Source organism: Akkermansia sp. NBRC 115031 (genome assembly GCF_030268505.1).
Lineage (GTDB): Bacteria > Verrucomicrobiota > Verrucomicrobiia > Verrucomicrobiales > Akkermansiaceae > Akkermansia > Akkermansia massiliensis.
This window is the reverse complement of sequence record NZ_BSQU01000001.1, coordinates 133,205-147,481: the sequence shown is the minus strand read 5'-3', so window position 1 is coordinate 147,481 and position 14,277 is coordinate 133,205. Positions and strand designations below refer to the sequence as shown.

Below are 14,277 nucleotides of genomic sequence, written 5' to 3'. Positions count from 1 at the left end.
CCTCGGCAATATCACATGAATCCGTCCACCGTAATGCGGGCGGGCGGGGTACTTGACGGAGCGGGAAGAGCCGTTCCGCGGGAGGGGGCAGTCCCCATTCCCGGACGATCCGCGCGCGGCTCCACTTCCTGGAGCATGCCGGCGGAGTTGTCCTGCGGGGATGCCGGCGTACCGGAAATTTTCACGGGGAGAATGATTTCATGCCCCTCCTGCGTAACGCCGGACGGCAGGCGGCGGCTATCCACCATGTAGGAGGGGATTTTAAAGACCAGCTCTCCCGTCACGGCGGAACCGTTGCTGTACAGAACCCCGGTCACTCCCAGGAAACCCTGCTCAAACAGGGAAATCTCTTTCAGGGAGGCGGAACGGTCCGTTCCGTCGCTTTCCAGCAGAAAGGAGCCGGACGTAAAGACTGGGGAAGAGTAAGGCAGCCTTATTTCCGTGTTCCGGGCGGTCATGGCCGCCAGCAGGCGCAGGACGGGCAGCCTGAGCATGGTCGCCTTGATGACGGAACCGCTGTACCCTTTTACGGAGGGCCTTTTCTGTTCGTCCGTCACGGGCAGCGCAAAGTCCAGCTTCAATTCATGCTTTTCATCCACTTCCTGTTCCCCCATCTGTACCTTGAGGAAGGAAGCGAAGTCATCCCCCACCAGGGAGAGGAGGTCAAAATTCCTGCCCGTCAGGGTCCAGGCCTGGTGGCGGAAATCCGTACCCAGGAGGAAATTCCCCGTAATCATGAAGGGGCTGAGGTCCGTAGGCTTGTTGAGCAGGCGCCCCTTGTCCAGAAAACCGGAGAAGGTGAGCTGCTTGACGCCGTTTCCGTTTAAAATGATGGAGCCGGAGTCGACGCCCATCAGAGGCCAGCCCTTGATTTTCAGCTTTTGCTGTGACAGATCCAGCACGTATTCCGGTTCCGTACCGTCTCCGGACGTGCGGATGTAGGCTTCCGCCGTCATGTAGAAGGGGCCGTCATTCCGCTCCAGGGTAAATTCCTCCGTCTTGTGGGCGTAACCTACCTCCAGGCGCGGAGAGGTGTACCGCCGGAAGACGAACGGGAGTTCCCGCTTCGTCTGCGGCACGGCAAATTTGGAGAATCCGGGGCGCAGGCCAATCGTGACCTTGGCCATGTTCAGGCTTTCCCCCTTGATTTTTCCCATGAACAGGGACGTGGCGGAGATTTCTCCGGAAACGCCTTCCATCATTACAAAAGACAGACAGGAATCCTGCGGGAAAGTGACCTTGATGCGGGCGGCCTTCATGGAAAGGCCGTCCATCGCCATGCCGGAGGCTTCCACCTTCCCGCCCCAGGCGGCGGAGAGGTCCGATTGCAGCCGCCCGGCGAATTCCTCCGTATTGAAGGAAGTCAGGCGGTACATGTACGTTCCCGCCAGGGCGCCCACAACCAGCAGGACCAGGATGCAGAGGCCAATGAGGAAACGCTTGTTTTTCAGCACGGCCTGCTTGGCGTCCCCGTGGTCGTCATTGTAGGTCCGCCGGCGTTTTTCCACACGGATGACCTTGCTGCCGTCCGGGCGCACCACTACTTCCCTCTTTCGCTCCACGCCCTGGGAATCCGAGGCATGCAGCTGGCGCATGATATTGTCCGCCCCCTGGGAGGAAGAAGAGGACTCAGGATCGGAATCACTGTTCTTCAATAGTCTTAATCCGGTTAAAGGTTACTGGGCATTGCTGAGGGCGGGAAGAGGCGCGAGCCCTGCCGGAGCTTCCTCATCCGGAACGGCGGTGCCCGGCGTGTAAAGCTGCTTGCCGCCCGGGTCCACCACTTCCGCCTTCACCATGATGATGATGGCCTTGCGCTCTTCCTTGGATCCCTTGGAGCGGAAAAGGCGGCCCACCCAGGGAATATCCCCCAGAATGGGGATTTTATCCTCATACGTGATGGAGGTGGATTTTTTCAAGGCGCCGATGACGAGCGTGCTGCCGGTGGCAATGCGTACCGGAGCGGTCAGGCGGCGCGTGGAGAATACGGGCTGGAGAATGAAGTTGTCGGAAGCCTTCACCATGACGATGTCTTCCTTCGCATTTTTCTCCTGGGAGGCCACGGGGACGAAGAGCGGCGTACCGTAGTTGATGAAGCCGTCAAAGTCCACGATTTCCGGCACTACGGTCATTTCCACGATGGATTTGTCATCGCTGATGCCGGTTACCTCCACGTTGAATACCGTGCCGAGCTGCCTGGTTTCATAGGCGGATGGGTGGGCGGGCGTGATGGGCATGACCGGCAGGCGGTCTCCGCCATCGTCATCATAGTCGCCCCAGTCGTCTCCGTTATTGTTGTTGCCCGTGCTGTTGGGAACTTCGGGCGGATCGTATTCCGTGGGGTAAATCAGTTCCTTGCCGCTGAAGAAGGTGGCTTTTTCCCCTGGGCGCACAATCACGGAAGGATGCTGCATGATGTCCGTGCCTTTCTTCTGGCTCAGGCCGCGCATGATCATCGTGATGTCCGCCTGGCTCCACATGCCGCGCATGGTGACGATGCTGGGCGCACCGCCGGGAACGTAGGCCACGCCGGTGCTTCTGGCGGAGGAACCGCGCTCAATCATGCCGTCAATGCTGTCTTCCGTAAAAACCTGGTTGCCGGACCTCAGTCCACCCACCACTCCTGCCGGGACGGCGGCTCCGACCACGCTGGCGGCGCTGTCCAGCACGGTGTTGTTGTAGTCATTCTTGTTGGTGCCCGCACCGCCCATGAACCACTTGGAGGGGTCCAGGTTCAGGTTCACGATCCAGTTGAAGCCCAATTCTTCCAGGTCCGTCTGATTGACTTCCAGGAACGTCGCGCTGACAACCACCTGCAGGGGCTGTTCCGCCGTCTTGGACGCCACCAGCTCCTCCAGCATGCTCAAATCCTTGGGCGTGCCGTGGAAAAGGAGGGTGGAGTTGCCCGAGTTGTATTTGATGAAGCTGCCTTCCGGGAATTTCACGCCCAGGGAGGCCAGGGCCTTCTGCGGGTCCACCCGTTTCAGGGTCATGCTGGAAGAACCGGCATCCCCGGAACCGAAGGGATCGGCATTTTCCGAATCGGAGGATTCCGACAGGCCGGAGAAGAAGCCCGGAGGAAGGGCAATGGCCTTGGTCACCATGTAGGAGGTGCCGTCAGAACTGGATACCAGCTCCGCGCCAAAGGCGTTCGTGCGCAGAATGAGGCCGGAAGCGCGCGCCACGTATTCCAGGGCGTCGCGGAGCGGCACGTTTTGAAGATTAAGCGTAATTCTCTTGCCGGCGGTCTCCTTGGCGGAAACGCTGTCCGCAGGACCGGGGTCCACGGAAATGTTCACGCCGCGCTCCGCCGTCGTCATGGCCGTTGTATCATGCGTCCTGGCCAGGCTGCGCAGATAGTCCACGGCTTCCTGCACCGTTGCGCCGTCCAGCTGCACGCGGGGCAGACGGATCATGCCCAGCTTCTGGTCCACATTCACCACCGGATTGTCCAGCGGCTGGGAGAAGGAAGCGGGTTCCTCCGGCGTTTCCGTCAGGGGAACGGGCATCTCCCACAGCTTGGAGACGTCCGCCAGGGCGCTGCTCCGGGTTTCATCCCTGGCAGCGTCAAAGTAAGCGGTTCTGGCGCGGTTGACCAGCTCCATGCCGCGCCGCGCCGCCGTGTTGTAAGGGTCCGTCTGGAGGACGGAGGTAAATTCCTTCAGGGCCGCATCATACTGGCCCAGTTCATAATAGCCGTAAGCCAGGCGAAGCAGGCGGTTGACTTCCTCCACGTTCTTGACGTGTTCCGGGGATAGGGCCGGATTCGTGCGAACCGGGTCCCGGGCTATTTCCAGCGTGCGCTTGGCCAGGGCATGGTCCGGCGTGGCTTTCAAGGCATCTTCCAGCAGCTTGACGGCCTCGTCGTAACGCCCCACCTTGATGTATTCCTGCGCCACGGCCACGCTGGCGTCCGCAATGCTGGTTTCCAGAAAACGGCGCCGCTTCTCCATGTTGGGGGACTTGGGCAGCGCGGTCAGGCTCCTGCGGTAATTGTCCAGGGCTTCCTGGTACTTGCCCTCGGAATACAGCTGACGCGCCTGCCCCAGCAGCAGCATGGAAGCCTGGGCCTGCTCTTCCATCCGGGCCGCAGTCCGGCGGGCGGCCCCTGCTCCTTCCTGGGCCAGCCCCTGGCCGGCTCCAATACCGGCAACGGCAAGCGCCAGGGCAATTTGCTGAATGGCAGACATGGAGTGAGGGAAACGTCTAGTCATAGGAATTTCCGGGACTATACCGAATTAAAAACCGCCCGTCATTATAAAAACGCCCAGCAGAGCAAAAAATATCGGAAAGAGCAGCCGCACCCCTCCGGAGGGAATGCGCCTTTAAACGGCAGAGAGTTCCAGCACGCCCACATGCCCCGGTTTCAGGGGATGGGGAAGCCCGCGTTCCATCAGTTCCTTCCGGTCAAAAACCCGGTCTTCCCCCTCTCCGGCCATCAGGTTCCTGACACGCACGCGGTCCGTCTGGATGCCGCACCAGCCGAAGGCGTGCTGGGGAATGGAAATGCGGAGGTTGTAGAAGTTGATCTCCGGGGAAAGGTTCCCCACCACCAGCACGGTGGCCCTGGCACGGGCATCATGCCGGAGCATGGCGTACACCCAGTGGCCGGAGGTGTCTTCCGCAGGTTCCCTGCCAAAGGTGGTGTTTTTCATGTTGGCCCAGTTCAGGCCGTAAAAATCCCCGCGGTCCAGCGCCGGATGCTGCATCAGGGGAAGCAGCCGCTGATGAAAGTTCCTCAGCTCCGCGGAGTCCTCCGGCAGCAGAGAGGCGTCAAACCGTCCGTCCGCCACCCAGGGCTGGAGCTGGGGCAGGCAGGTGTAGTCAAAAATGCTGGTGCGGCCGTCATGGCCGCCGTAGCCGCCGGGACTTTCCGCCCTCTCTCCTACTTCCTGCCCGTTGTACACCAGCACGGGACCGCGACCGGACGCGTACACCAGCGTCATGATGGCCGGCAGGACGGTACGCCCCACGCCGCCCCAGGAGAGCGGGGAGCACACGCGCGTTTCATCATGGTTCTCCACATAGCGGACGCCGTTGGTCATGTACTTGGGGTTGCTGCGGAAAAGACGGTCGAAATCGTTGGCCCAGTTATTCTCCGTGTACATGTGGAGCGCCAGATGGTAGCAATCGGAATCGTAAACGGCATTGAACCCGGCATCCAGCAGCGCGGCGCAGGGATCGCCGGGAGTGGTCTTCATGTGGTCGTTGTACGCCTCCGCCATGAAAAACACGTCAGGCAGACGGACGCGGGAACGGGAAATGGCCCATTTCCAGAAGGCCATGGGGATCATTTGGGCCATGTCGCACCTGAAACCGCCGATGCCCAGGCCCTGCCAGAAGGAAAGGATGTCGTCCATGATGCGCCAGGTCTTGGGCACGTGCTGCTTGGGGCTGGTCCAGTCCGGCAGCAGGCGCAGGGCCGGCAGTCCGGCCATGAAGTTATAGCCGTAGTTGAGTTTGACCGTCTCATACCAGTCATACTTGGTGGGGTTCCATGTCACGGCATTGTTGCCCGTGACGCGGCCGAAGGTCATTTCCCCTTCAAACAGGCCGTCCGGCAGATGCAGGGGGGGGCCGTCCCCCGGGCTGTTGGAGGTCAGGTAAAAGTACCCCTGCTCCGGAGAAAAAAACGTATGGTGGTCGTCCCCTTCTCCAAAATCGTCATGCCCGTCCCAGTCCGCCAGGTAGGCGCGGGAAACATGGTTGGGGATGAAGTCGATCAACGGCACCAGCCCCACCGTTCGGCAGCGTTTCACGAGTGTCTTGAACTCCTCCATTCTTTTTTCCGGCATGGAGGCCAGGTCCGGGTCCACGTCAAAATAATCCACCACCGCATAGGGACTGCCGGCCAGGCCTTTTACGATGGATTCCGGCTGGGCGGGCAGCTCGGGATAGGCCGTCTGCGTGGCGTGCCTCAGCACCCCGGTCAGCCAGATGTGGGTAAAGCCCATCCGGGCTATTTCCCTCAGGGCCTTGTCCGTCACGCCGTTAAAGGTGCCGCACCCGTTCGTCTCCCGGGTCCCCCAGTCCACCCCATGGGTTTCCATGTTGGAGAAATGGCGGACAAACAGTTGATAAATGACCGGGCGCATGAGCTGAAAGGATGAGGTCTTGCGGCCTATAATGCTAACTTTTCCAGGTACTCTGCAAGTGTATTCTGTTCCACCGGGGCAATTTGCCCCAGCATCAGCAGGGCCTCCTTCCTGGTCCGGAGCGTTCCTTCCAACTGGAGCTCCTGCAAACGGGACAGCCATTTCCTGAAATCGGGACCGGGGGGCAGCCCCAGGTCCAGCAGATCGCGCCCGGTCACCAGGGGCGGAGGCACCAGGGGTGCGTCCCGGTAGGAATCCATGGCGTCCCGGACAAACTGCCAGTTGTCCATCAATCCGTTGGAGGAAAGGCAGTCCAGGCGGTGAAGCTCCAGCTCGTCGCTGAAATGCGGAGCGCTCATGAACATCCGCAGGGTGGACTTCTTCATCTGTTGCACGTTCATGAAGCGCATGTGGCGCTCCACCATGGCGCACACCGCATCAATCACGGCATTGGAATATTTCAGTCTCCTTAAAATGTCCCGCGCCATGGAGGCGCCCTCCTTGTCATGACCGGAAAAACGGATGCGCCCCGTTTCATCCACCTGGCGGCAGGGAGGTTTTCCGACATCATGCAGCAGCACGCCCAGGGCCAGCTCCAGAGACACGGGGGCGCCGTCCTTCCCCAGCGCGTCCAGCATCATCAGCGTATGGGTGTACACGTCCCCCTCCGGGTGCCACTGGGGAGGCTGCGTGCAGCCGATCATGCCGTATACCTCTGGAATAACATGCTTCATCAGCCCCGTTTCCACCAGCATTTCCACGCCCCGTTTCCTTCCTGGAGACAATAGAATCCGGTCCAGTTCCTCCCGGATGCGCTCCGGCGCGATGCGGGCCAGCAGCGGGGCGTTCCTGCAAATGGCGGCATAAGTTTCCGCTTCCACCCGCACTTCCCTGGTAACGGCGAAACGGACGGCGCGCATCAGCCGGAGGGAGTCCTCCTCAAAACGGCGGTCCGGCTCCCCGATGCACCTCAGCACGCGGGCCCGGATGTCTTCCACGCCGCCCACATAATCCACCACATAACCCGGAGGAACGGAAAACGGATCTTCCAAGAGGCCGTTCATGGTAAAATCACGACGCCGGGCGTCCTCCTCCGCATCCGTGAAGCAGACGGATTCCGGGCGCCTGCCGTCCCTGTAGCTGCCGTCCCTGCGGAACGTAGCCACTTCAAAGGAGAAACCGCCACGGCGCACCAGCACCACGCCGAAGGCGGCGCCCACTTCCCAGGCGTCCGGGAACAGGCGCAACACCTCGTCCGGACGGGCGGAGGTGGCAATGTCAATGTCCTTCACGGGATATCCCAGCAGCCTGTCCCGGACGCAGCCTCCCACAAAATACACCGTGTGCCCCGCTCCGGCCAGCACGCGCGCCACAGCCTCCGCGGCCTTTCTCAATGGAATATTTTCCATGGAACAGGCTATTCGGGCATGGGCCGCAAGGGGGGAGCGGAAAGAGAAGAGGGCTGCTCCGCACCGGAGGAAGCAGGCGGGGCCGCTGGCCGGGGCGCGGCAGGCTGCGGAACGGAGGGAATGCGCGTATCCGGAGAGTTGATCCTGGCCGGCAGCGGAGCCGGCTTCACGGCAGCGGGGGCGGCCGGGGCCTTTTTCTCGTCCGCCTTTCCATTCTTTTTCCCTTCCAGCTTGCCCATGACCGCGTACAGATTCGCGTCAAACAGCATGTCCGGCGTGCCGCGCATCAGGATTTTCCCCGCAGGGTCCAGCAGGTACACCCGCGGCGTGAGCATCACGCGGTAATCCTTGAACGCCGCCGCCTTTTCATCTACCAGGGAGGGAGTATCCATCTCCAAATTCAGCAGGGCCTTTTTCACGTCCTCATTGTTTCCGGGGGCCACCGGCATGACCGTCAGGCCCGGAAATTCCTTCCGTAGGGAAACGGCCTTTTGCAAAAACTGGACAGAGCGCACATCCCGGGGATCCCAGAAAACCAGCAGCATGGGCTTGTCCCCGGAGGGGACCGTCACTTCCGCGCCCGCGGCGGTGGAAGGCAGGCTTATTTTGGGCCCGGTCTGTCCAATGTTGAGATTGCGTATTTCATACAGCTCTTCCTTCACCAGATTCCGGACCGGAACGGGACCGAAGCTGGAATCATAGCATTTGATGATGGCGTCTTTCAGCAGCTTTCCGCGTGCCGCCACCAGCCTGACGTCATCCTGGAGCATTCCCGTCGTTTCCTTCATCACCATGGCCAGCCCCAGGGCGGACAGCCCCTGGTCTTCCGGAAACTGGTTGTAATCCTTGATTTGTTCCAGAATAACGCGGCAGCGCAGGTCGCGGGAGTTGCTCAACGCATACGCCGCTTTTCCCGCTCCCTTTTCCCGGAACAGGGTATTTTCCAGGGAGTCCAGGCAAAGCACGACAATTTTCCTGGCAACGTCTCCGTTGGGGAAAGCCTGCGCCACGGCCTGGGGATGGTCCAGAAACCAAATGACAGCCGGGAGAAGGTAGGGTTTTTGAGTCTCGGGCTTTTGAAGGTCCCTCCCCACCTGCCTCCACAATTCCTGCGCCACCGGAATGGCATTCGGACGGCTCTCCATCAGTTCCGCTCTTTTTTCATCGCTCTCAGCCGTTTTGAATGCGGATTCCCAGTCGGACTGCCTCATTTGCCAGTCCGCCAGCGCATTCTTCATGCCTGCCTCGTCCGCCGGAGCCCATCCAAGCAGGCTGCATGCACCGGCTATCACGCAAAACGCTCTCTTCATACCCTGCCACTATGCCCTGATGCGTCCCGCTCGTCAATCAAACCCCGCGGCAAAACGCCTCCTATTCTTCCTTCCCCGCTTCCTTCCAGCCGTTTACGGCGCGGAACGCGCCATCCGGAGACGAACAAACCCCGGCGAATCCCTTCGCCGGGGCTGCTGTTCAACTAACTACCTATGAAGACGGTTGAGTCCTTAAGTGGATGAAGTGCTCTCTCTTTCACTGCATCCGGATCATAACCGTTATGGGTGAGACAGCCGGGCGGGAAATATGTTCAAACATTCCTTCTTTTGTATGACACAAGGTCCGCCCCCCTCCTGCGGGGGCAAAAAAGCGGCTGCGGAATTCCTTCCGCAGCCGCTCCAACTAACTACCTATGAAATCAGGGTCGTTCCTGGTGATTCGGAAGGCTCTCGTTCCTTCCTTATCGAACACCCCTGTCCATTCAGCATACTTGCATGAACCAAACGCTCAAGATTTTTCTTTCCTTTTCATGCAAAAAGCCCGGTTCCCCGCCGCCTTACGCCGCCACGAAGTTGCGTTCGTCATTGGTCAGGGCCCGCACCTGCACGGCCATGAACCTCATTTCATTAAGCATGTTCAGATAAAGGAGGGAGGAACGGGTGCGCGTCTGGTTGCGCTGGGCGCGCTTGATCTGGCGCTTGGTGGCCTTTGCCACCAGTTGAAGGAGCTGTTCCTGGGCCACCATGGTATAGTCGAACTGGATGTACGTTCCCGTCTGGAGCATCTTGCAGTATTCATCCAGAAGCTTCATGAGAGCGGTATGCACCTCCTTCAAGTCGTCCACCTGGTCAATCGTGAACGGCGTGTGGTTGTTGTCCACATACGTGAAGATGGACTCGGAAAACTGCGCCAGGCTCTGCGTGGCTTCGTTCAAATGCTCCAGGGCCTGCACGAAGTGGTAGCCCATGTCCAGGGAACGGGACTGCATCTTGTACAGGATGGGGAGAATGTCATACTTGTGGTGCTCGCTGCTGGTCAGGGCCAGGCGTTCCGCGGCGTCCGCTAGCTCTTTCAGGGCCTTCCGGTCCCCCTGGAAGAAGTTTTCCACGGTGTCATTGTAGATTTCCCGCAGCTTGAGCGTGCTGTCCACGACCTGGTGGCTGCACACGTCCAGAATGTTTTCCTCCGTAATCTGGTCAAAACGCTCTACGGAAAGCTTGTTCTCCCGCTTGCGGTGCATGATGGTGGATTTCACCAGGATGACGACCACCAGGGCCAGCAGCCCGAAGATGGCGTACACCTGCCCGTAGTGCAGGACGGTCGCCATGACGGCGGCCAGCGTGAAGGCGGCCAGGCCGGTCATGAACCAGCCGGAGATTACGGTTAGTACGCCGGTCACGCGGTAAACCGCGCTTTCCCTGCCCCACGCCTTGTCCGCCAGGGAGGAACCCATGGCTACCATGAACGTCACGTATGTGGTGGAAAGGGGGAGCTGCTTGCCCGTGGCCCACGCGATCAGCAGGGAAGCCACCGTCAGGTTCACCGTGGCGCGGATCAGGTCAAAAGCCACGCGGTCCTTGGGGTTCAGTGGCTGCGGGGCAGCATCCCACTGATGGTTCATGCGCACCAGCATGCGGGCGGGGATAAGCTTTTTCACCCCGCGCCCCAGCGCGATGGCGCTGCGCACGATGGCGCGGGCGGGGGGAACGGAGCCGAAGCGTTCAATGCCTCCTTCACCCTGCCGGGAAAGCTCCACGCCGGTGGCGATCACCGTCTTCGCCTTCTTGGAGAACCACAGCGCAAAAATCATCATGCATCCGGCGGCAAAAAGAATGTAATGGTTCACCGGAACGCCCTGCCCGGGCATCAGGCATTCCATGGCGGTGATGGAGGAGGCGGAGCCGCCGGCCTCCACTACGCCTGTGGCGTACTGGAAGGAATCCAGGCCGCCCATGAACACGCCGATGAAGTTCACGAGGTCGTTGCCCGCAAAGGCCAGGGCCAGGGAGAAGGTGCCGGCCAGCACGGTCAGGCGCAGGATGTTCGTCATGAACAGGTGCTGGAGCAGGAACATGAGCACGGAAAAACCGCCGAAGGCCACCAGCAGGGCCATGCCCAGGTTCTGGTCAATGTATTGAATGAAGGAAGGCTCCATCAGAGTGGATTCCTTCAAGCCCTTGAACACGGCAAAGTAGGCCACCGCCGTCATGGCGATGCCGCACCAGAAGCAGCCGAACCACTTGAAGCGGGACTGGTATTTGAACGTAAACGCCAGGCGGGAAACCCACATGACGATGGTGCCCACCGTGAAGGCGATGGCTACGGAAAGGAGAATGCCGGTGACGATTTCAAACGCCTTGTCCGTATTGATGAAGTCCCACACGGACTGCGTCATGTGAAGCTTGGAAATCTTGAACAGGGCCGTCGCCACGGCGGAGCCCAGAATGCCGAACACCAGGGAAACGGTGGTGGACGTGGGAAGGCCGAATGTATTGAAGGTATCCAGGAGTATCACCTCGCTGATCATCACCCCCAGGAAGAGCAGCATCACTTCGTGGTAACTGAACATGTTCGGGTGAAAAATGCCGTTGCGGGCCACCTCCATCATGCCGCCGGAGAAGCAGGCGCCCACCAGCACGCCGATGGAAGCCACGGTCAGGATCACCCGCACGGGGGCGGCCTTGGAACCAATGGCGGAGTTGAGGAAGTTGACGGCGTCATTCGCTACGCCGTTGATCAGGTCAAATGCCGCCAGAAGCAGCAGGGCTACGATGATAATCCAGTAAATTGAGTCCATAACTGTCTCTTGTGAATGGTGGGCGGAGGGCGTCCGCGAGCTGCACCACCGCCTCTTTACACGGAAACGGACGATTTTGCTACTGTTTTGTTACAGAAAAATCCTTTCGCCTTCTCAACGGGAACGGGGGAGGAAATCCAGCTCTTCAGGATCGGGCCAGCGGTGCCGGGGATAGCGCCCCGCCAAGTCTTTTTTCATCTGGCCGTAGCCGTTCCGCCAGAAGCTTTCCAGGGAGCCCGTCACCTGCCAAGGCCTCTGGCTGGGGGCCAATACCTCCACCTTCACGGTCACGGAGCCGTTGGCAATGCGCGGAGACGCCGCCACGCCGAACAGCCGCTGCACCGTAAGGCCGATCACAGGCGTGGAATCCTCCCCGTACCTCACTTTCGCGTGCTGGCCGTTGGTCAGCGTGAGGCTCACCGGAGCGTAATCGTCCAGCGCCTTCGCCTGCCAGCCGGAGAGCCAGTCCCGGAGCACGGGAATGATCTCCCTCTCCTTGATGTCCTTGTAGCCCACGGCTCCCTCGCAAACCAGGGAGATGGCAACCAGCTTGTCTTCCTCTGAAAAACGGGGGAGTTCCAGTTCCGGCATCCAGACGCTTAAACCATTCAGGCGGCGTATCCACTGCTCCACGGCGTCATCCCATTTCACCAGCTTCAAGGTTCCGTCCACCACCCTTTCCGCCAGAATGGGGGCGGCCAGCTCCGGCGGAGCGTCCCCGCGGTCCCGGTCTTCCAGCACCAGGTCTTCATACATCAGTCTCCGGTGCAGGCGCACGCGGCGCAGCGCGGCGTCAAAGACGGCCGCCTCCCCGCCGGAAAAACGCTCCGGCCAGACGGCGCGCAGCTCCTCCGGGTCAATGAGCGTACAGCGGCCCACACGGGTTTCCACCGCCTTTCCGGACAACTCCGCCACCTCCGCCGCCACAAAATGCTCCCCGTGGAACGCCACGCTGCCTTCCGCCAGCCTGCCCCCCACGCCGCCGGCCATGCGGCACGTGTTGGCGGCCACTCCGTTCCGTACGCCCACATGGTCAGCAAAGCTCTCCATCATGGCGCGGACCACGGCAGGCCGCGCCGCCGTGAAATCCGGCTCCGGCATTTCCCGGGATTTCCCCCGGCTGCCGATGGACAAAAGCTGCCGGTACGCCATCCACACTTCCCGCGCCCCGCGGGCGGAAATGCCCCAGCGGGTGCACGCCCCCGCCTCAAACCCGGCGTCCACAGCCTTTTCCACCGCGCGCCACTCCGCCTGAAAATCCGTATAGTCCGCAGAATCGCGCAGGTTGTCGTTCAAGCCGCCCTTCATCGCTACGCCCTCCCCCTGCATCAGGGCCGCAATGGCGGCAAGCTCCACCACGCACTGTTCATCCTGCCCGGCCGCCATCAGGCGCGCCAGCCGCGGCGGCAGAGGAAAAGCGGTCATCCTTCTTCCCACGTCCGTCAGGCTCCCGTCCGCCTCCGTAGCTCCCAGGGCGGCCAGCAGGTTCACGGCCCGCTGCATCACCAGGGGGTCCGGCGCATCCAGCCAGCGGAACCCTTCCGGCGCGGTTATGCCCCACGCGGCCAGATTCAGCACGGCCCCCGCCAGATCCACCCGGAAACATTCGGGCGGATCAAAATCCGCCTTCCGCGCCTGCTCCGCCTCACTCCACAACCGGAAGCAGCGGCCCGGAGCCACGCGCCCGGCACGGCCCGCGCGCTGGGCGGCGGACGCCTTGGAAATCTTCGTCAGGTGCAGCGTATCCATGCCCCTGTAGGGGTCCCAGCCGGACCGGCGCACCAGACCGGAATCAATCACCGTGCGCACCCCCTCAATCGTCAGGGAGGTTTCCGCTACATTAGTGGAAACGATGACGCGGGGATTTTTCCCCTGCTCCACGGCGCGATTCTGCTGTTCCGGGGTCAACGCTCCGTAAAGAGGAAAAACGTCCCGGCCGCCCATCCACAGCCTGCCTGCCAGCAACTCCGCCGTTTTCCGGATTTCATACACGCCCGGCATGAATACCAGCACGTCCCCGCAGGCGTCATCCTTCACCGCCTCCTTCACGGCGTCCGCCGCCTGCTCCCATACCGGAGGGGGGGATACCCTGCCGCGTCCATCGCTGACCAGCCGGGGAGCCCGGTAAACGGTTTCTACGGGATACTGCCTTCCGTGCGCCTCCAGCACCCGGCAGGAGGCGCCCATGTAATCCCGCAGGCCGGATATTTCCAGCGTGGCGGACATCACCGCCACGGCCATGTCCGGGCGCGGGCCTTCCTGCAAGTCCAATACGCGCCCCAGGGACAAATCTCCGGAGAGGCTCCGTTCGTGAAACTCATCAAACACCACGGCGCTCACCCCTTCCAGGGCGGGCCGCTCCGTCAGCCAGCGTTCCAGCATGCCGTCCGTCACGTACGCAATGCGGGTGCGGGGGGAAATGTGCCGTTCAAAGCGCACCACATACCCCACTTCCTTCCCCAGCTCCACTCCGCGCAACCGGGCCACGTGGCGCGCCAGCAGGCGCGCGGCCATCCGGCGGGGCTGAACGACGACGATCAGGCCGCGTTCCCCCAGCCCGGCGTCATCCATCATGGGGGGAACGCCGGTAGACTTGCCGGAGCCCGTGGGCGCTTTCAGCAGGATGCGCGGAGAGGGGGCTTGCAGCGCGTCCAGCAATTCTCCGCGGATTTCCTCAATGGGAAGGGAGGGGGAATCCATACCG

Annotated in this window: 7 protein-coding genes; all 7 read right to left on the bottom strand. The window is 61.3% G+C overall.

Annotated features, from left to right (window positions below; all coding sequences use genetic code 11):
• Positions 1 to 11: 11 nt before the first annotated feature.
• The gene (locus QSJ36_RS00570) at positions 12 to 1,655 is read right to left on the bottom strand and encodes a hypothetical protein (RefSeq protein ID WP_285466086.1); all 1,644 of its coding nucleotides are present in this window, start codon (positions 1,653 to 1,655) and stop codon (positions 12 to 14) included.
• Between the two features lie 21 nt (positions 1,656 to 1,676).
• Complete coding sequence (locus tag QSJ36_RS00565; RefSeq protein WP_285466085.1) at positions 1,677 to 4,190, bottom strand: Amuc_1098 family type IV pilus outer membrane protein; 2,514 nt, start codon at positions 4,188 to 4,190, stop codon at positions 1,677 to 1,679.
• Positions 4,191 to 4,325: 135 nt separating this feature from the next.
• Positions 4,326 to 6,050 (bottom strand): alpha-amylase family glycosyl hydrolase, encoded by a 1,725-nt coding sequence (locus tag QSJ36_RS00560; protein WP_285466084.1) that lies wholly within the window; start codon positions 6,048 to 6,050, stop codon positions 4,326 to 4,328.
• Between the two features lie 71 nt (positions 6,051 to 6,121).
• Entirely contained in the window at positions 6,122 to 7,504 is a 1,383-nt protein-coding gene (locus tag QSJ36_RS00555; RefSeq protein WP_285466082.1) for a CCA tRNA nucleotidyltransferase, read from the bottom strand.
• A gap of 8 nt (positions 7,505 to 7,512) precedes the next feature.
• Positions 7,513 to 8,814, bottom strand: a complete 1,302-nt coding sequence (locus QSJ36_RS00550; RefSeq protein WP_285466080.1) for a hypothetical protein — start codon at positions 8,812 to 8,814, stop codon at positions 7,513 to 7,515.
• Positions 8,815 to 9,332: 518 nt separating this feature from the next.
• Positions 9,333 to 11,573 (bottom strand): inorganic phosphate transporter, encoded by a 2,241-nt coding sequence (locus tag QSJ36_RS00545; RefSeq protein WP_102722810.1) that lies wholly within the window; start codon positions 11,571 to 11,573, stop codon positions 9,333 to 9,335.
• Between the two features lie 114 nt (positions 11,574 to 11,687).
• Positions 11,688 to 14,273 carry an ATP-dependent helicase HrpB gene (gene hrpB / locus QSJ36_RS00540; RefSeq protein WP_285466078.1) on the bottom strand — a complete coding sequence of 862 codons (2,586 nt, stop codon included), beginning with the start codon at positions 14,271 to 14,273 and terminating at the stop codon, positions 11,688 to 11,690.
• Between the last annotated feature and the right edge of the window lie 4 nt (positions 14,274 to 14,277).